The sequence below is a fragment of the Vibrio xiamenensis genome (assembly GCF_900100015.1).
In the GTDB taxonomy this organism is placed as follows: Bacteria; Pseudomonadota; Gammaproteobacteria; order Enterobacterales; family Vibrionaceae; genus Vibrio; species Vibrio xiamenensis.
This window is the reverse complement of record NZ_FNDD01000025.1, coordinates 67,786-86,618: the sequence shown is the minus strand read 5'-3', so window position 1 is coordinate 86,618 and position 18,833 is coordinate 67,786. Positions and strand designations below refer to the sequence as shown.

Below are 18,833 nucleotides of genomic sequence, written 5' to 3'. Positions count from 1 at the left end.
CTTTGAGCTTGATGAAACTGAGCTTCCAGAGTACGGAGAAGAGCAAGCGCTGGAAGATAGCCAAGGCACTGGAGAGCTAGAACTAAATTCTGAGCCAGAGGTTGAAGACGAACCAAGCTTTGAACTTGATGACACTGAGCTGCCAGAGTACGGCGAAGAGCAAGCTCTGGAAGATAGCCAAGAAGCTGCAGAGCCAGAAGTCAGTTCTGAGCCAAAGGTTGAAGACGAGCCAAGCTTTGCACTTGATGAAACTGAGCTTCCAGAGTACGGCGAAGAGCAAGCGCTGGAAGATAGCCAAGAAGCTGAAGAGCCAGAGCTCAGCGCTGAGCCAGAAATCGAGCAACAACTTGAAGCCAGTTCAACGCAGAGCGAAGCTCCGGTTCGCAGTGGTCCTCAACCTGTTGAGAACTACGATGAACAAACCTTTAACGAGCTGCTACACGACGAAACACCGTCTAAGCATTCGTTTGATTTTAATCGCCCAATGGATGATGAAGTTTCAGATAGCGCCGGGATGAATCTCGATGCGATGCTGGAAGTGGGTGGCGAGGATTGGAATGGTTTCAATCTATCACCAGAACAACAAGCTGAAATTTCTGACGATATTCCGGAAGAAGAGCAAAACATCTGGAGCGATGCTGAGTTAGAGCAACCAGAAGTCCAAGATGAAGATTGGGGTGAGCAAGACAATCTACCGAGCGAAGAACCGGCTCAACCTGCTTATCGAACCATTGATGAATTGATGGCCGAAGTTGAGCAAGATGAGCAAGGGGCTTTAGACGATGATGAACTCAAGCTTGATGTAGGACTTACCGACTTCCCTGATGTTATTGGTGATATTGGCAATTTCGAAGATATCGATGCCAATTCTGAAGCCGCGGGTAAGCTTGATTTAGCCAAGATTTACATCGAGATGAACGATTCGAAAGGGGCAATTAAGCTGCTTGAAGAAGCGATTGTCGATGGCAGTGATGAGATTCGCCGCGAAGCTAAAAATTTAATTGATGCTATTTATGGTCGATAAACCAGAATAAAAGGGGGCTTAGGCCCCCTTATCATTAGGTTTGATAACGTATATACTTCTGGCCCCATTTTCAATGAGATGTAACAGATGAGAATAGCGTTAGGCATTGAATATAACGGCGCGCAGTATTTTGGTTGGCAACGCCAAAGAGATGTAAAAAGTGTTCAGGAAGAGCTTGAGAAAGCGCTGAGCATCGTTGCCAATCATCAGGTTGAAGTGCAGTGTGCTGGACGCACCGATGCAGGTGTACATGGCTCGGGGCAAGTTGTTCATTTTGACACGACTGCAACCAGAAAAATGGTGGCCTGGACGATGGGCGTTAATGCCAACATGCCAGATGACATCGCCGTTCGCTGGGCAACAGAAGTGGATGATGAATTCCACGCGCGTTTTTCTGCCACTGCTCGTCGCTATCGTTACATCATTTTTAACAGCTCATTAAGACCCGGTATTCTGGCGAATGGCGTGAGCCATTATCACGGTGATCTTAATGTGGAACGCATGCATCAAGCTGGACAATATTTGCTGGGCGAAAATGACTTTACCTCATTTCGTGCAGTACACTGTCAGTCTCGAAGTCCTTGGCGAAATGTGATGCATTTAAATGTGACTCGTCATGGGGATTATGTTGTGGTGGACATCAAAGCGAACGCTTTTGTTCATCACATGGTGCGAAACATCGTAGGTAGTCTTATAGTCGTCGGGCGTGGTGAGCAAGAGCCCGAGTGGATAGACTGGTTACTTCACGCCAAAGATAGAAAACTGGCTGGTGCAACGGCGAAAGCTGGTGGTCTATATTTAGTGGACGTGGATTATCCGAAAGAATTTGGTTTGCCTCAAGTTGCGATGGGCCCACTATTTTTACCAGACGATTTGAACTAATTCGGGTTTGAATGTCTGAGTAACCAGTGTGTGAGATATCAATACAGGAAATAGGTACAACCAGTTTTTTGTCTACACTTGGCATTTTATATGCTTTAATTCTCCACGCGTAAATTCAGAATTTTTATCTCTCGATAATCGAGAGAGAATTAAGAGAAAAGGTCTTCCATGAGTTGGCTTGAAAAGATTTTAGAGAAAAGCAACATTGTTAGTTCACGTAAAGCGTCCATTCCTGAAGGTGTATGGACTAAATGTACCTCTTGTGAACAGGTGCTTTACTATGCGGAGCTAGAACGTAATTTAGAAGTGTGCCCTAAATGTGGCCACCACATGCGAATGAAAGCCCGTCGTCGTTTAGAAGCGTTTCTAGATGAAGCAAATCGTGTCGAGTTAGCCGACGAACTCGAGCCACAAGATAAGCTTAAGTTCAAAGATTCAAAGCGTTACAAAGATCGTATCTCTGCTGCACAAAAGAGCAGTGGTGAGAAAGATGCACTGATCGTAATGAAAGGCGAACTTATCGGCTTGCCTGTGGTTGCTTGTGCGTTTGAATTCTCATTCATGGGCGGTTCGATGGGCTCTGTTGTTGGTGCGCGTTTTGTGCGTGCTGTTGAAGCAGCAATCGAGCAAAAATGTGGTCTGGTTTGTTTCTCAGCCAGTGGTGGTGCGCGTATGCAAGAAGCGCTTATGTCGCTGATGCAAATGGCGAAAACCAGTGCTGCGCTTGAACGCCTATCGGCTCAAGGTCTACCATTTATTTCGGTCATGACCGACCCAACCATGGGTGGTGTATCGGCAAGTTTGGCGATGCTAGGTGACATCAATATCGGTGAACCTAAAGCCTTGATCGGCTTTGCCGGACGTCGCGTTATCGAGCAAACTGTGCGTGAAGATTTGCCGCAAGGTTTCCAACGTAGTGAGTTCTTATTAGAACACGGTGCCATCGATATGATCGTTGATCGCCGCGAAATGCGTCAACGCGTTGCTGGCCTGTTAGCGAAAATGACCAATCACGATTCACCGGTCGTCGATTCTGTGAACAGTTCTCCAAATGAAGAGAACTACACTGTACCAGAAGCGGACGAAAAAGGTTAAAGTAGACACTAACGACAGCCCGCAGATTTCGGTTACTAGTTAGATGAGTCAAAACGTTATACCTCCCCAAGCCACATCCTCTTTAGCGGTGTGGCTTGATTATTTAAATACCATTCATTCCACCTCCATTGATCTCGGTTTAGAGCGCGTCGAACGTGTTGCTAAGCAAGCCAATTTAACCAAACCAGCACCTTTTACGATAACGGTTGCGGGAACCAACGGTAAAGGTTCAACCTGCGCTTTAATGGAAGCTATCTTGCTCGATGCTGGTTATAAAGTCGGTGTTTACAGTTCGCCTCATTTAATCCGTTATAACGAGCGTGTGCGAATCAATGGTGTCGACGCGGCGGATCAGCTACATGTTGAAGCATTTGATTTTGTTGAGCGCGCGCGCGGCGAAACCACATTAAGTTTGTTTGAGTTTGGCACTTTGGCAGCGCTACGTATTTTTCAAACCGAAAAGGTTGATGTGGTACTGCTGGAAGTGGGTCTAGGCGGGCGCCTTGATGCCACCAATGTCGTGCAGCATGATGTTTCAATTATTACCAGCTTGGCAATTGATCATGTTGATTGGTTAGGTAGCGACATTAATGTGATTGGCTATGAGAAAGCAGGGATTTTCCGTTCCGGTAAACCGGCTATTTGTGGTCAGCCTCAGGCGCCGGGTACGGTCGCCGCGCACGCAGATGATATTGGCGCCGATCTTCATCAAGTCGGTATTCAATACAACTACAAGATCGTCAATGAGACCACTTGGCAATGGAACAGTGGCCCTTATAACCTTGATGATTTACCGATTCCTCAATTACCACTACCGAATGCAGCGACCGCTTTAATGGCGCTGGGCAGTTCAGATCTCGACATCAGCGATATTAATATCGTTAATGGATTGAAAAACGCTCGGCTTGCAGGGCGAATGCAAGTGATTCAGCGTGACCCTGTGGTGCTATTTGATGTCGCGCACAACCCGCATTCGGCGCACTATTTGGCGGAAAAAATTGCTCAGCAATATCCAAACCGGACCGTGCATATGGTGATTGCCATGTTGCATGATAAAGACATCAAGTCGACGCTCGCTGAGCTTGAGCCGATTACCTCGTTTTGGTACGTGGCGTCACTTACCGGTCCGCGAGCAGCCAAAGCCAGCGAGTTGTGTGAACATTTGACCGATAATTTTATCGCGTTTGCTAAGCCTGTGACGGCATTTAAAGCCGCTTTGACAAATGCAGCCAAAGACGACGTCATAATCGTCGCCGGTTCATTCCACACTGTCGGTGAAATTCTCGAATACTGGCAGCAACAAGGAGAATAAATGGCGAGTAAGTTTCAAAATCGTTTGGTTGGGACGATTGTTTTGGTCGCGATCGGTGTGATCGTGCTACCGGATATTTTAGATGGTCAGAAAAAACATTTTCAAGAAGACTTGGCCAGCATTCCGATCAAGCCTGAACTCAAACAAGATCAAGCTTCGTTTGAAGTTTTAGAGCCTGAAGAGGACACCAGTGCGCTGCCGGATTCTCCGGTGCAAGTGACTGTTGACTCTCAACCTGAGCCACCGGTCGAGCCTAAAACGCCTACCAAGAGCGTGACAAAGCAACCTCAGGAAGCGCCTAAACCTTTGCCGGTTGAAGTCAAAGAGGTGCCAGAACGAAATGATTACCAAGATTCTGGATGGATCATTCAATTGATGGCACTGAAAAATGCTGACAACGCCAAGACCTTGGTTGAAGACTTACAAAAGCGCGGTTATCAAGCGCACACAAAATTGGAGAATGGCTTTACTCGAGTGATTATTGGTCCAGATATTTCAAAGAGTAAGCTTGAACGCCAGATTACTGAATTAGAGAAAATCACCGGTGCTCAAGGTCGATTGCTCAAATTTAAACCTCTAAACCCATAAGAAAACGTTTGCGTCAGCATTTTTTCTGTTAAAATGCGCGCAACTTAGAATGTGCAGATAAACATGAATTGGTTAGATATTGTCATTTTGAGCGTGGTCGGCCTATCGGCTTTGATCAGTTTAGTTCGCGGCTTTGCTAAAGAAGCCCTGTCATTAGTTATTTGGTTTGGGGCATTTTTTATTGCCAGCCAGTACTACGCTAAACTTGCGGTGTACTTTTCCAATATTCAAGATGACATGGTTCGCAACGGAGCCGCAATAGCAGCATTATTTGTTGCTACGTTAATCGTAGGAGCTATTGTCAATTACGTGATAGCTCAGCTTGTTCAGAAAACGGGCTTGTCTGGAACAGACAGAGTGCTGGGAATTGTCTTTGGCGCTCTAAGAGGCATTCTAATTGTCTCTGCGGCTTTGTTTTTTATGGATGCGTTTACTTCGTTTCCAGACACTGAGTGGTGGAAAGGATCGCAGTTGGTTCCGGAGTTTAGCCGAATCATTGCGCCATTCTTTGAACACTTGCAAGCAACATCTAGTTTCCTATCTGGCGCGATTTAGCGCGCCAGAAAAAATGTCGCAAATCGAGGGTTAGGACATGTGTGGTATTGTCGGAATCGTGGGCACAACGCCTGTAAACCAATCTATCTATGATGCGTTGACTGTGTTGCAGCATCGTGGCCAAGATGCTGCGGGTATTTGTACCATAGAAAGCAATCGTTTTCGTCTGCGTAAGGCGAATGGTTTAGTCAAAGATGTATTCGAGGCTAAACATATGCAACGCTTGCAAGGAACGGTCGGCATCGGTCACGTTCGTTACCCTACCGCAGGCAGTTCAAGTGCCTCAGAAGCTCAACCTTTCTACGTAAACTCACCTTTCGGTATCACCCTCGCTCATAACGGCAACCTGACCAACGCTCAAGACATTCGTCAAAAGTTGTTTGATAAAGACCGTCGTCACATCAACACTACGTCGGACTCTGAAGTATTGCTTAACGTTTTGGCCCATGAAATTGACACCGTTAAGGGCAACGTGACCGCTGAAGATGTGTTTCGCGCAGTGACTAACGTGCATCGCACCATTCGCGGCGCTTATGCTGTAAGTGCGATGATCATTGGTCACGGCATGGTCGCGTTTCGCGATCCAAACGGAATTCGTCCACTGTGTTTGGGCAAGCGTGAAGTCAACGGCTTCACCGAATACATGGTGGCATCAGAATCGGTTGCGTTGGATGCCGTTGGTTTTGATTTCATGCGTGATGTTGCGCCGGGCGAAGCGATTTATGTGACTTTTGATGGTGAGTTGTTTACTCAGCAGTGTGCGGATAAACCATCTCTAAACCCATGTATTTTTGAATTCGTTTATTTTGCTCGTCCAGACTCGTTCATCGACAAGATTTCGGTATACAGCGCGCGCGTTGAAATGGGTAAAAAGCTTGGCGAACGTATCTGCAACGAATTTTCTCATCTGGATATCGACGTGGTTATCCCAATTCCAGAAACGTCATGTGATATCGCTCTGCAGATCGCTCAAGCCATTGATAAACCGTATCGCCAAGGTTTCGTGAAAAACCGTTATGTTGGCCGTACATTTATCATGCCGGGTCAACAGCAGCGTAAGAAGTCGGTACGTCGTAAACTCAACGCTATTCGCTCTGAGTTTAAAGATAAGAACGTGTTGCTTGTGGATGATTCGATTGTTCGTGGCACCACGTCTGAGCAGATCATTGAGATGGCTCGTGACTCTGGCGCGAAGAAAGTGTTTATGGTGTCAGCAGCACCAGAAATTCGCTTCCCGAACGTGTACGGTATTGATATGCCAAGTGCCAATGAGTTGATTGCACATGGCCGCGATAGCCAAGCGATTTGTGATCAAATTGGTGCTGACGAGCTGATTTTCCAAACGTTAGATGATTTGGTTGAAGCCGTAGGTATGGGCAATACCGACATCAGCAAGTTTGAAACCTCGGTTTTCAACGGGGAATACGTAACGGGCGATATCGACCAGAAATACCTCGATTTCCTTGAGTCGCTGCGTAACGATGATTCGAAAGTGCAACGTGAGATTCAGCAAGAACTGGCGAACTTAGAGCTTTACAACGAAGGCGCTTAATTCAAGTTCGATGGCAACGAAAAAGGCTTCCCTTGGGGAAGCCTTTGTTATTTCAAGCATACTGAAAATTACAATGCAGGTCGCCTAAACTGACTAAGCATAAACATCGCTGCTGCAGACAGCACAACGGAAGGGCCTGCTGGGGTATCCCAATGCCATGACATCGCAATACCGGCCAGAACCGCAATCACACCAATAAGCGATGCAAGCATTGCCATATGCTCAGGGCTGGTGGCAAAGCGCCGTGCCGTCGCGGCGGGAATAATCAGTAAAGAGGTCATAATTAACGCGCCGACGAATTTCATACCCACCGCAATGACTAGCCCCATCAGTAGCATCAGAATCAAACGCATTAAATCGATGTTGTGTCCTTCGATCGCCGCCAGTTCTTCGTTGACGGTGGTGGACAGCAGTGGGCGCCAGAATAGGAATAAAATGATACCCACGACCAACACGCCGAGATAAATAAAGCTCAAGTCACTGGTTGAGACAGCAAGCAGATCGCCAAACAGATAACTCATCAAATCGATTCGAACATCGTCAAGAAAGCTGACCGCGACCAAACCAAGCGATAACGCGCTGTGGGCCAAAATACCCAGTAGTGTATCGGTGGCGACCACAAATTGCTTTTGTAGGCCAACCAGCAGTAAGGCTAACCCCAGACAGCATACCAAAAGCGCCAAGTAGAGATTGACGTCTAGGAGAAAACCGAGCGAAATACCAAGTAGTGAGGCGTGAGCGAGGGTATCGCCAAAGTAGGCCATTTTACGCCACACCACAAAAGAGCCAAGCGGACCGGCGATGATAGCGATTCCAATACCTGCGAGCAGGGAAGGAAGTAAAAATTCAATCATGATGATGGTGACCGTGCAGGTGGTGAGAACAAGCTTGCGCATCGCCTTGGACGGGTTGTCCGGCAAGATCGTGATGATGGTGATCGTGCTGATGATGATAGAAAGCTAACGTTTCGTTACGAGCTTGACCAAACAGTGCGATGTATTGCGGATGCTTGGTAATATCCTCTGGCGAGCCAGAGCAACAAATATGATGATGCAAACAGATCACATAGTCGGTTTTTGCCATCACTAAATGCAAGTCGTGAGACACCATAAACACCGCACAGTTAAAGCGGCGGCGAATGGTGTCAATCAAGTCATACAAATCGATTTGCCCTTGAATATCAACCCCTTGTGCTGGTTCATCTAACACCAATAAATCCGGGCGTTGCAGTAGTGCGCGCGCCAGCAATACACGCTGGTTTTCACCGCCGGACAGGCTGTGCATATTGGCTTTTTGAAGATGCTCGGCCCCCACCAGTTTCAATGCTGAGGTTAATTCTTGTGAGCTATATTTGCCAGCTAGGCGCAAAAAACGGCTTACGTTTAATGGCAGGGTTTCGTTGAGCTTGAGTTTTTGCGGCACGTAGCCGATACGCAGTCCTTTGTGTTTCGAAACTTTACCTTGGTATTGACGTTGGAGCCCCAGCAGCACTTTGACTAGGGTCGATTTACCCGCGCCATTTGGGCCAATTAACGTGGTGATTTTGCCGCGTTTGAGTTGCAAACTCACATGGTCTAAAACGGTCTTATCCGCGAATTTGACTTGAATGTCGTGAAGCTCGACTAAGGTCGACATGTATAAAACTCACTTGCCAATCGATGATGTTATAATATAACATTCGCGCCACAACAAAGCTACACCATCAGAATGAGAACCTTCATGAGACATTTGATTTTTCTATTGATTGGCGGATTATTGGCCGCTCCGAGCGTATTTGCCCAGCAAGTACTTACCAGTTTTAAGCCTATCCAGATGATTACATTGGAGCTCACTCGAGGTGTTTCTCAACCCGAAGTTCTACTTGGTGCCAATACTTCACCGCACGATTACGCGCTACGTCCATCAGATATTAAACGTCTTAATCGTGCTGATCTGATTGTTTGGTTTGGTCCAACGCTCGAGCCATTTTTGACTAAGGTGCTCGAGAAAAAGACCAATGTTTTCACTATCAGCGATATTGCTGGGTTGGATTTGTTGGAGTTTGACCACGATGAGCATCATGGTGACGAGCACGAAGACGAGCATCATCATGATCATGGTCGCTTTAATCCGCATTTTTGGATGGGACACGAGCAGACGTTGACGGTTGCAAAAGCATTAACTGCAAAGCTTATTGAGATTGACCCTGATCACCAAAGCCAATATCAGCACAATCTGAGCGATTTTACCGCCCATTTAAATCAGTCTTTTGACGATATTGAGCAAAAAATCGAGCCAGTACGTAGCCAAGGTTATTATGTGTTCCACGATGCTTATGAGTATTTTGAAAAAGACCATCAGCTAAATCACCTTGGCCACTTTACTGTTTCCCCTGAGCGTAAGCCAGGCGCTAAAACCTTAGTTTCGATTCGCCAACAATTAACCAGCAGTAACGCTAAATGTGTGTTTGCCGAGCCTCAGTTTACACCAGCGATCGTTGAATCTGTCGTGCGCGGAACTCAAGCCAAGATCGGCACCTTAGATCCGCTCGGCACCGAAGTGGCATTGGTCCCTGGTAGCTACTTTGTGTTCCTCAATAACATGGCCGACAATTTCACTGCTTGCCTTGCGCAATAATCTCTTTACTCGGGTAGCGTGTTGCTGCCCGAGCTTTTCTATGTGACCAATGCTTAAAAAGTCAGCGTACTAGCTGACAAGGACTTGTTAATCAAGTACAAATGAGGTGTTTACTTTTTTAAGTATTTCATTCTGTTTGTTATTTTTGTTATCAAGCGCTTGAGGTTTGCATTGGTGTTTCAAATCGTTTTGCTGTTGTGTGGCGCGTTATTGACTGGAACTAGCGCAGCGTCGCAAGCAGTTTTCTATCCGTTACCGACTCAAGCCAGTGGCAATATTCTGGTGGGAAATCAATTGTACCCAAGCCAAGATGGTGGTTTGTGGATACAAGATATGCAGCACCGAGTAAAGTTTTTTGATGGTGTTGAGGTACTTCCTAAAGTTGGCTCTGCGCTTAACTATTCACTCGCGCAACTGACTTATCATCAAAGCGCTTTTTGGAGTTTTGCCGGTAATGAAGTGTATCGACTTCAGCCTGCGCAAGAGCGAGAGCGTGTATTTGGCCTAACGCCAGGCAGCGACATCAATCAAATCGGTGCCTCGCAAGGTTATATTTGGGTCACCGACCAAGATGGGTTTTATGCCTATCAAATCAACAGCGGTAAGCTCACTCGTTTTGCTCTAACGCGGCTGTATCAATACAGCCAGTTAGCGTCGATTAAAATTCAAGCGGCGCAGTTTATCGATTCTCGTTGGGTGGTGGCGACCAACGCAGGCGTGTATTTGTCGGCGCAAAATGGCTTTAGTCATATTGATGCTTCAAATAAAGATAATGTCTCTTTGCTCCACTATTCAACTAAGCGGCGTGAGTTACTCATTGGTAGCGATGACGGAGCGCTGCTTGTTAATGTGGACGACCCAACTTATCAACCCGTTACGTTGTTAGCCCATGGAAACATTAGTGCGCTGGCCGAAACGCAAGACAGTTATTGGATTGGTACCGATAACGGTCTATACATTCAGCATTTTTTCCCCAATAGCCAAGAATACATTAACGGATTAGGTACCGAGCCCTTTGAACTTCAGGGCCAAAGTATTCACGCCTTGCTCGCTGACTCGCGAGGCGGTGTGTGGGTCTCGACCGAAAATGGCATTCAGTATTACTCACCCTACAGTGCGCAATTTGAGCGGCGGCCTCAGCCTATTGATGATGTGAACAAACAGCGTCTTCAAATCCGAAATTTACATTTGACTCAGGCTCAAAATGGCTATTGGCTTCACGCTCAAGGTGGGCTATACCGCTTGGCGGATAACAACCAGACTGATGCTGAGCGTGTATACCTAGGTAGCGTATTGGATTTTGTCGAGATTAACCAGAGCCTCTGGATTGCCACACCGAAAGGGATTGTGGTGATCAATGCACAAAGTGGCAAACCGGAATCAAAAGATTTACCACGCTTTATGACGACCGAATCAGTAAGCCAGCTTGAGTTCAATGCAAAACGGCAACAGTTGTGGGGAATTAGCCAGGGGGAACTTTGGCGCTATGATTTGCGCTCCGGAGAGCTGAAACGTTTTTCCAACCATTGGCTGAATAGCAGCACTATGCCGCAAAGCCATTGGCATTTGTTTGCGATGCAAAGTGGCACATTATTACTTAGTACAGGCAGTCATCTGTATGTCATTGATGGTGAAGCCGTTCATTTAGTGAGTCACGCCCAGCATGCTGGACGGATTTTTGACTTTATAGAAGTCGAGCCCAACGTGGTGTGGGGGAGTAGCGCTTATGGTGTGTTTGCTTACGATATTAAACAGCGTTTATTTCGAAATTTACCTTTGCCAGCGGAGGGCGTTTCGCCCAAATGTTTAGTGCGCAACCAAGATGGTATTTGGTTGACCTCATCGGCTGGGCTGAGCCGTTACCAAAATGATGGTTCGATTGTTGACCATTATTCGCCGCCATTTGGAGTGCTGTATAACGAATTTTTACCCTCGTCTTGTACGTCTTTAGCCAACAATAAACACGGGCTGTTACTCGGTTCTAAATATGGGTTGGTCAGTGTTAATAGCTATTCTCTGACGACCAATCTTTTGCCGTCAGAAAAAATCATAGTGAGCCAAGTGAGAGTTAACCAAGCGCTGCACAGTGTTGGTGGAAAAACTGGATTACCGATTGAGCTTGAGTATGACGATGTACTTAGCGTTCGCTTTGGGGGAATTCCAATGTTTTCCAAGCCTAAATTTGAGTATCGTTTCAATGACGAGCAACCTTGGCGGCCTGTCGTTAGCCAACAGTTGACACTAAGTCACCTTGAGGTGGGTGAGTACGAATTAATGGTTCGTCAACAGATGCCAAACAACTTGACTATTTATGCGATGAATATGGCGTTCACGGTTGCGAAGCCTTGGTATTTGGGGCGTTATGCCATCACAATTTATGTTGTGTGCTTAATGTTCGGTGCGGCCTTGTTGCTCTGGTGGCGATCGCGCCTTAGCAAACGCAACCATCGTTTTTTGCAAGCGCAAGTTGGGTTGAAAACGGAGCAGCTTCGTCATCAAGGACGAGTGTTGATCGCCAATAATCATCAGCTGCGTAAACAGTTACAGCTCAGAAGGTTAGTGTTTTCTCATGTCTTGGATGGCATGAAAAAGCGTCTTCATCGACAAGTGCTGTCGGCTTCCTCACTAAAAGATCAGCAATACTTAGTGGAACAAATCTACGCAGAGTTGGATTTATTAGAAAACGTGCGTAGTGATAAAACCGGTTCACAGGCGGTATTTGATTTAGAGGTCGTAGTTGAGTCGGCACTGGAGGTATGGCGAGAGGAGTTTGAGCGTCGAGACGTGAGTGTGTCGCTTGAAAAACCGTCCCCTCAGGCTGCACTTATTGAGGTGTTTGAATTCAATTTAGACGAAGTGTTAAGCGCTTTATTCAATAACTTGCTACGGCGTAGCTACCGTAAGCAGCACATTTCACTGAATGTGGAACTTAGAGAGCAACGGGTGGTGCTGGTTTGCTGTGACCAAGGGAAAGCGCTGGTTGAAGCGGATTTGAGTATCACCGATTGGAGCGCAGTCAAAAAGCAGGTGACGCAAAGCGGTGGGCAGCTTGCTATTTTCAGTTCCTCAGAGCGCAATTTGGTTGAACTCAGTTGGTCGAGTCATCACGTTTTTGACGAATTTGACGTCAATGAATCCGGCGAGTTGCCGCTTGATGACTCGGGCTCCCAGTTACAGTTTGAGCCGTGGCTGCAAAAGCTTGAACAACTCGTTCAAGAGCAGTTTTCTGACCCGGAATTTGGTACAACCAGTGCGGCCAAGCTGATGTTTGTCTCTGAGCGCAGCTTACAACGTCGCTTTAAGCAACTAACCGGGCGTACATTTAAAGATTATCTCAATGAAGTTCGCCTTGAACACGCCTGCCGCCAGCTACTTGAGGGAGATAAAGTCTCCGATGTCGCTTTTGCATGCGGCTTTAACGACCCTTCTTATTTTAGCCAGCGCTTCAAAGCTCAATTTGGCGCTTCTCCAACCCAGTTTATCGAGAGTCAAGAAGTCCTCTAACGCTGGGTGTCGAAGACCAGTATTTCGCATCAAGCCGTGTTGTACCTAGCGAAAAATCGCTCATTTAATCATAAGCACAAGTCCAGAGCTCAATGCGTGCCGTGCCTTTGTGCCATTCCTAGTTTGATGTTTAAACGTCGCTGAATCTGGATACAGAGAGTTTAAGGACTAAGGCTCTAAGGATTAACTGTTTAAGCAGGAGAAAAAAGGGAATGGATTCTAGCTGAAAGAAAAAATCGTGGTATAGCCGGGGGACTATACCACGGGCGCCAATGACACCTTCGCTTGCTGCCGGAGTGATGCGAAAGCACCACATCTGGAATTAAATCGTGAAAACAGGGAATGTCGTCTCCACGAAATTGACTATACGAATCGATGTTGAAAGGATGTATAAATTTAACGCCACTGTTACATGAGAAAACCGACATATTTTTAACTTACTGATATTTATTGTTTTATTTTGATTTTTATGGCTGGAATGGAATGTCTAGTTTGAAGCATTTATGACCGTAAAGTGAAATTAACAAATTTGACGTTGCGGCTTTTGACGTAAATGACGGGCTATTTTTGCAAAGTTTGATTTCAAACAAGACCTCATACTGCTGAGGGTTTTATTATTAATACGAATCCTTCTCATTAACTCTCGGAGTTCTTCAAATGAAGCTATCTCAATTGGCACCGGGCCAATCCGCTGTCATCAGTGGCTTTTCACAAATGACCAGCGATGTGCGCAAAAAGCTCATGATCATGGGAATGCTGCCTGACACCAATGTAACCGTGCTACGTAAAGCGCCATTTGGAGATCCACTGCAAGTAGAAGTGCGTGGCGTTTCGTTAGCGCTACGTTGTGCTATTGCTAATCAAATTGACGTTGAGGTGGTGTAATGCGCTATCAATTATTGACCGTCGGTAACCCAAACAGCGGTAAAACCACCTTATTTAACGGCTTAACTGGCGCTAAACAGCAAGTTGGTAACTGGGCAGGGGTGACGGTTGAGAAAAAAACTGGTCGCTATAGTCACTCTGGTGACGAGTTCTTTATTACTGATTTGCCGGGGATTTATGCATTAGACAGCGGCAATGATGCGAACAGTATCGATGAATCCATTGCCTCACGTGCGGTGCTAACACACCCCGCGGATCTCGTCATCAATGTGGTTGACGCAACTTGTTTAGAACGCAGTTTATATATGACCCTTCAACTACGAGAATTGGGCCGTCCGATGATCGTGGTACTAAACAAGATGGATGCGCTTAAGCGCGATCGCCAGATTTTGGATGTTTCAGGCTTAGAAAAAGCCTTAGGTTGCCCAGTATTGAGCCTATCGGCCAATGACCGAGCTCAGGTAAAACGTTTTAAAGAAAAACTGCACAAAACTATAGTGCAGGGCGTCGCTCTGGACGAATTGGCTCTTGATTACCATGATGAGTTCGAGTATGCGGTCACTAATTTGGCTGCGCTTTTTAAAGGACAAGTATCGAGCGCTCGCTCGCTGGCGATTCGCGCATTGGAAAATGACAGCTTAGTGTTGAATCCGTTGAATCAAGCGGATCGTCAAACCGTCCAGCAAGCTCAAGCCAATCTGAATTTAGATTTAGATCTACATGTCGCCGACGTCAAATTTACCTTTATTCACCAAGTGTTGAAAAGCGTGCGTCGCGTGCAAGGTAAAACCAGCCATAGCTTTACTGAGCGGGTTGACCGCGTGGTATTGAATAAGTGGTTTGGCGTCCCATTCTTCTTCCTAATCATGTACCTGATGTTCATGTTTGCCATCAACATTGGTAGTGCGTTTATTGATTTCTTTGACATCGGTGTCGGTGCGTTGCTGGTGGATGGCGGACATTACCTTCTCGATGATCATCTTCCAGTTTGGTTAGTAACACTGATTGCTGATGGTATTGGTGGCGGTATTCAAACGGTAGCGACATTCGTTCCGGTGATTGCTTGCTTGTACTTGTTCTTAGCGGTTTTAGAAAGTTCCGGTTATATGTCGCGGGCAGCGTTTGTGCTCGACAAAGTGATGCAGAAAATCGGCTTGCCGGGTAAAGCTTTTGTGCCTCTCGTGCTGGGTTTTGGCTGTAATGTGCCAGCGATTATGGCAACGCGTACTCTCGATCAAGAGCGTGAGCGTAAGTTGGCAGCGTCGATGGCGCCATTTATGTCTTGTGGCGCGCGTCTGCCTGTGTACGCGTTATTTGCCGCGGCGTTCTTCCCAAGCAGCGGTCAAAATGTGGTTTTTGCTCTGTATATCATCGGCATTTTAGCGGCGGTACTGACGGGGTTTGTACTTAAGAAAACTCTGTACCCGGGTTCAAGCGACAGTTTGATTATGGAGATGCCGAATTACGAATTTCCAACACTGCAAAATGTGTTGATTAAAACTTGGCAAAAACTTAAGCGCTTTGCTTTAGGCGCTGGGCGTACCATCGTTATTGTCGTGACTATTTTGAGCTTCTTTAACTCGTTAGGCATGGATGGCAGCTTTGGTAACGAAGACAGCAACAATTCAGTGTTATCACGCGCGGCACAAGTCGTGACGCCGGTATTATCGCCAATTGGTGTTGAGCAAGATAACTGGCCGGCAACGGTGGGCATTATCACTGGTATTTTTGCCAAAGAAGCGGTGGTGGGAACCTTGAATAATCTCTACGCACCAGCAGACGATGGTGAGAGCGGTGAATATGACTTATTGGGCAGCTTGAAAGAAGCAGTTATGTCGATTCCGGATAATCTTGCTGCGCTGAGCTTTTCTGACCCATTGGGTATTGAAGTCGGCGATTTGAGTGATTCACAGGTGGCAGCGGCCGATCAAGACGTGAATGAGTCTATCTTTGGTAATTTGCAGCACTATTTCTCGAGCAGTCACGCTGCGTTTGCCTATTTGCTGTTTGTGTTGCTGTATACACCGTGTGTGGCCGCGATGGGGGCTTACGTTCGAGAATTTGGCGCTAAGTATGCGCAGTTTATCGCGCTGTGGACCATGGGACTTGCCTATGCTGGCGCAACTCTCTACTACCAAGTGGCGCATTTTGGTGATCATCCTTTATCGAGCGCGATTTGGATTGCGGTGATTATCGCTTTGAGCTTGATGACCTATCACTTGATGAAGCGCAAAGGGCGCCGAGCCAGTCAAGTATTGGAGGTCAACGTTGCATGATTGTTTCCGAGCTTAAACATTATTTAGAGCAGAACCATGGCGCGAGCGCCAAAGAGTTGGCGCGTAAGTTTGCGCTTAGTGAAGATGGTGTCGATGCGATGCTGGCGATTTTGATTCGCAAAGGCTTGATTTCAAAGATGGTGGATACTAACCGCGACTCACAAGTACGCCAGGTTCGCTATGTCACCAATCAAGAGCAAGGCCTGTCTTTGACGGTCACGATGTAAAATTATCAGTACCACAAAAAAAAGCAGCCAATGGCTGCTTTTTTAATCGACACTGTTTGCAGAGAAACTGCGCTTTACTCAATACGAAATTGGGCGTTATCAGCAAGAGCTTGCCGAATTTGTTCCACTAAAGCTTGTTGAACACTCGGTTCGCGAAAGCTACCCGCAGTATTTCCCCATAGCGGTCCCGGCCACGCGATGTCATTTTTAAAGCGCGCGATATGGTGAATATGCAGTTGGGGTACCATGTTGCCCAATGCGCCCAAGTTTAGTTTGTCCGGTGCGAACGTTGCTTCGAGCGCTTGGCTGACGGCTTGAGATTCAAGCAAAAATTGCTGCTGCTCTTGCATCGGTAAGTGATGAAGCTCTTTCAAATCGGCTTTTTTGGGAACCAGAATAACCCAAGGTACGGAATTATCTTTATGCAGCAGTGCAATGCACAAAGGAAAATGTCCAATCACGCTGGTGTCAAAGGCCAGCTGGGGGTGAAGTTCAAAACTCATAATGATGCTTCCTCGAATGGATGCGCAAATGGTAAAAAGGTTGGCATTAAGCCAACCTTTTTTATCTTACAACGCTTATTACATACGCTCTAGGGTATTGATACCGAGTAGAGATAAGCCTTGCTTAATGGTTTTTGCTGTTAGTGCAGCAAGTTTAAGGCGGCTATTTTTGGTTTCATCGTTATCAGCGTTAAGAATTGGGCAAGCTTCATAGAAACTTGAGAATTGACCAGCCAGTTCAAACAAGTAAGAACACATGATGTGAGGTTGGCCTTCGCGCGCCACAGATTGAACCGCTTCTTCGAATTGCAGCAGTTTCGCGATTAGCGCTTTCTCTTTCTCTTCTGAGATAGCGATGTCACCGCTAAGTGAGTCCATCTCAATGCCTGCTTTGGCGAAAATAGAAGCAACGCGAGTATAGGCGTATTGCATGTATGGCGCGGTGTTGCCTTCAAACGCTAGCATGTTGTCCCAGTCGAACACGTAGTCTGTGGTACGGTTTTTCGATAAGTCAGCGTATTTTACTGCCGCCATCGCAACGGTTTTCGCGATGTTATGCTTTTCGCTTTGCTCTAGATCTGGGTTTTTCGATTCGATCAGCTTAATTGCGCGCTCTTCGGCTTCATCAAGCAAATCAACCAAGCGTACGGTGCCGCCAGCACGGGTCTTGAATGGACGACCATCTTTGCCGAGCATCATGCCAAAAGCGTGGTGCTCAAGCGATACGCTTTCTGGTACGTAACCGGCTTTGCGAACGATAGTCCAAGCTTGCATTAGGTGTTGATGCTGACGAGAGTCGATAAAGTACAATACGCGCTCGGCACCCAAGGTTTCGTAACGGTATTTCGCACAGGCAATATCTGTCGTGGTGTAAAGGAAGCCGCCATCGCGTTTTTGAATGATAACGCCCATTGGTTCGCCATCTTTATTTTTGTATTCATCAAGGAATACCACTTGCGCGCCATCATCTTCAACGGCAAGGCCTTTTTCTTTAAGGTCTGCTACGATGCCAGGTAGCATGCTGTTGTACATGCTTTCACCCATCACGTTGTCACGGGTGAGGGATACGTTGAGACGATCGTAGTTACGTTGGTTTTGTACCATCGTAATATCAACCAGTTTTTTCCACATTTCAGCGCAGTATTGATCGCCGCCCTGCAGTTTTACTACGTAGTTACGTGCTTTTTCAGCAAACGCTTCATCTTCGTCATACAGCTTTTTCGATTCGCGGTAAAACGCTTCAAGATCGGAGAGTTCCATCGAAACTTCGCCAGATTCTTGTTGTACACGTTCTAAGTTGGCGATCAACATACCAAACTGAGTACCCCAGTCACCGATATGGTTAGCACGTACTACTTTGTGACCTAGAAATTCCAAAGTGCGAACGACCGCGTCACCGATGATGGTTGAACGCAGGTGACCGACGTGCATCTCTTTGGCAACGTTTGGCGCAGAGTAATCAGCAACGATGGTTTTTGGGGCTTCTTGAGCAACGCCCAAACGTGAGTCTGCTAACGCTGCTTCCGCTTGTTTGGCGAGAAACTCTTCACTTAGAAAGATGTTGATAAAACCAGGGCCTGCGATTTCAGTTTTGCTAGCGATGCCATCAAGATCGAGAACGTCCAATACTTTTTGCGCAAATTCTCGAGGGTTAGTACCCAATTTTTTAGCCACGCCCATGATGCCGTTGGCTTGGTAATCACCAAATTGAGCTTTGGCCGATTGGCGAACGGCGGCAGGGCTACCTTGTGGTGCGCCAGCGGCTTCAAGAGCCTGAGATACTTTATCGTTAATAAGTGCTTGGATATTCACAC

At 46.6% G+C, this 18,833-nt stretch carries 16 protein-coding genes; 12 read left to right on the top strand and 4 right to left on the bottom strand.

Annotated features, from left to right (window positions below; translation table 11 throughout):
* From BLS03_RS18090 to purF, 7 genes are all read left to right on the top strand, one after another.
* A partial coding sequence (locus tag BLS03_RS18090) for a FimV/HubP family polar landmark protein (protein ID WP_281241242.1) occupies positions 1–1,024 on the top strand: 1,024 nt, incomplete at its 5' end.
* An 87-nt stretch (positions 1,025–1,111) separates the two neighbouring features.
* On the top strand, positions 1,112–1,906 hold the full coding sequence (gene truA / locus BLS03_RS18085) for a tRNA pseudouridine(38-40) synthase TruA (RefSeq protein WP_093277220.1): 795 nt from the start codon (positions 1,112–1,114) through the stop codon (positions 1,904–1,906).
* Between the two features lie 168 nt (positions 1,907–2,074).
* Complete coding sequence (gene accD / locus BLS03_RS18080; protein ID WP_093277217.1) at positions 2,075–3,001, top strand: acetyl-CoA carboxylase, carboxyltransferase subunit beta; 927 nt, start codon at positions 2,075–2,077, stop codon at positions 2,999–3,001.
* 43 nt (positions 3,002–3,044) lie between these two features.
* Entirely contained in the window at positions 3,045–4,313 is a 1,269-nt protein-coding gene (gene folC / locus BLS03_RS18075) for a bifunctional tetrahydrofolate synthase/dihydrofolate synthase (RefSeq protein ID WP_093277215.1), read from the top strand.
* Complete coding sequence (locus BLS03_RS18070; protein ID WP_093277212.1) at positions 4,314–4,901, top strand: SPOR domain-containing protein; 588 nt, start codon at positions 4,314–4,316, stop codon at positions 4,899–4,901.
* A 63-nt stretch (positions 4,902–4,964) separates the two neighbouring features.
* Positions 4,965–5,456, top strand: coding sequence for a CvpA family protein (locus BLS03_RS18065; RefSeq protein ID WP_093277210.1), 492 nt, complete (start codon positions 4,965–4,967; stop codon positions 5,454–5,456).
* Positions 5,457–5,493: 37 nt separating this feature from the next.
* Positions 5,494–7,008, top strand: coding sequence for an amidophosphoribosyltransferase (gene purF / locus BLS03_RS18060; protein ID WP_093277207.1), 1,515 nt, complete (start codon positions 5,494–5,496; stop codon positions 7,006–7,008).
* A 68-nt stretch (positions 7,009–7,076) separates the two neighbouring features.
* Here purF and znuB read toward each other — a convergent pair whose 3' ends face one another.
* Both znuB and znuC read right to left on the bottom strand, forming a co-directional pair.
* Entirely contained in the window at positions 7,077–7,862 is a 786-nt protein-coding gene (znuB, locus tag BLS03_RS18055) for a zinc ABC transporter permease subunit ZnuB (RefSeq protein WP_093277230.1), read from the bottom strand.
* A complete protein-coding gene (znuC, locus tag BLS03_RS18050) occupies positions 7,855–8,643 on the bottom strand; it encodes a zinc ABC transporter ATP-binding protein ZnuC (protein WP_093277204.1) in 789 nt (262 codons plus the stop codon). The genes znuB and znuC overlap by 8 nt, the downstream gene beginning before the upstream one ends.
* An 84-nt stretch (positions 8,644–8,727) precedes the next feature.
* On the opposite strand from znuC, the gene znuA reads away from it, so the two are divergent.
* From znuA to BLS03_RS18025, 5 genes are all read left to right on the top strand, one after another.
* Complete coding sequence (gene znuA / locus BLS03_RS18045; RefSeq protein ID WP_093277201.1) at positions 8,728–9,624, top strand: zinc ABC transporter substrate-binding protein ZnuA; 897 nt, start codon at positions 8,728–8,730, stop codon at positions 9,622–9,624.
* Positions 9,625–9,798: 174 nt separating this feature from the next.
* Positions 9,799–13,128, top strand: coding sequence for an AraC family transcriptional regulator (locus BLS03_RS18040; RefSeq protein ID WP_093277198.1), 3,330 nt, complete (start codon positions 9,799–9,801; stop codon positions 13,126–13,128).
* Between the two features lie 657 nt (positions 13,129–13,785).
* Positions 13,786–14,013 carry a FeoA family protein gene (locus BLS03_RS18035; protein ID WP_093277196.1) on the top strand — a complete coding sequence of 76 codons (228 nt, stop codon included), beginning with the start codon at positions 13,786–13,788 and terminating at the stop codon, positions 14,011–14,013.
* Complete coding sequence (feoB, locus tag BLS03_RS18030; RefSeq protein WP_093277193.1) at positions 14,013–16,289, top strand: Fe(2+) transporter permease subunit FeoB; 2,277 nt, start codon at positions 14,013–14,015, stop codon at positions 16,287–16,289. Before BLS03_RS18035 ends, feoB begins: the two co-directional genes overlap by 1 nt.
* Positions 16,286–16,516, top strand: a complete 231-nt coding sequence (locus BLS03_RS18025) for a FeoC-like transcriptional regulator (RefSeq protein ID WP_093277190.1) — start codon at positions 16,286–16,288, stop codon at positions 16,514–16,516. The genes feoB and BLS03_RS18025 overlap by 4 nt, the downstream gene beginning before the upstream one ends.
* A gap of 74 nt (positions 16,517–16,590) precedes the next feature.
* On the opposite strand, the gene BLS03_RS18020 is transcribed toward BLS03_RS18025, so the two are convergent.
* Entirely contained in the window at positions 16,591–17,019 is a 429-nt protein-coding gene (locus tag BLS03_RS18020; protein WP_093277187.1) for an HIT family protein, read from the bottom strand.
* 78 nt (positions 17,020–17,097) lie between these two features.
* Positions 17,098–18,831 (bottom strand): arginine--tRNA ligase, encoded by a 1,734-nt coding sequence (argS, locus tag BLS03_RS18015; RefSeq protein WP_093277184.1) that lies wholly within the window; start codon positions 18,829–18,831, stop codon positions 17,098–17,100.
* Positions 18,832–18,833 lie beyond the last annotated feature (2 nt).

Bases quoted from the DNA above. Each gene is read 5' to 3' on its own strand.
- BLS03_RS18065 (WP_093277210.1), top strand. From the start codon at position 4,965: ATGAATTGGTTAGATATTGTCATTTTGAGCGTGGTCGGCCTATCGGCT.
- feoB (WP_093277193.1), top strand. From the start codon at position 14,013: ATGCGCTATCAATTATTGACCGTCGGTAACCCAAACAGCGGTAAAACC.
- BLS03_RS18020 (WP_093277187.1), bottom strand. From the start codon at position 17,019: ATGAGTTTTGAACTTCACCCCCAGCTGGCCTTTGACACCAGCGTGATT.
- znuA (WP_093277201.1), top strand. From the start codon at position 8,728: ATGAGACATTTGATTTTTCTATTGATTGGCGGATTATTGGCCGCTCCG.
- folC (WP_093277215.1), top strand. From the start codon at position 3,045: ATGAGTCAAAACGTTATACCTCCCCAAGCCACATCCTCTTTAGCGGTG.
- purF (WP_093277207.1), top strand. From the start codon at position 5,494: ATGTGTGGTATTGTCGGAATCGTGGGCACAACGCCTGTAAACCAATCT.
- BLS03_RS18035 (WP_093277196.1), top strand. From the start codon at position 13,786: ATGAAGCTATCTCAATTGGCACCGGGCCAATCCGCTGTCATCAGTGGC.
- BLS03_RS18070 (WP_093277212.1), top strand. From the start codon at position 4,314: ATGGCGAGTAAGTTTCAAAATCGTTTGGTTGGGACGATTGTTTTGGTC.
- truA (WP_093277220.1), top strand. From the start codon at position 1,112: ATGAGAATAGCGTTAGGCATTGAATATAACGGCGCGCAGTATTTTGGT.
- accD (WP_093277217.1), top strand. From the start codon at position 2,075: ATGAGTTGGCTTGAAAAGATTTTAGAGAAAAGCAACATTGTTAGTTCA.
- znuB (WP_093277230.1), bottom strand. From the start codon at position 7,862: ATGATTGAATTTTTACTTCCTTCCCTGCTCGCAGGTATTGGAATCGCT.
- znuC (WP_093277204.1), bottom strand. From the start codon at position 8,643: ATGTCGACCTTAGTCGAGCTTCACGACATTCAAGTCAAATTCGCGGAT.
- BLS03_RS18025 (WP_093277190.1), top strand. From the start codon at position 16,286: ATGATTGTTTCCGAGCTTAAACATTATTTAGAGCAGAACCATGGCGCG.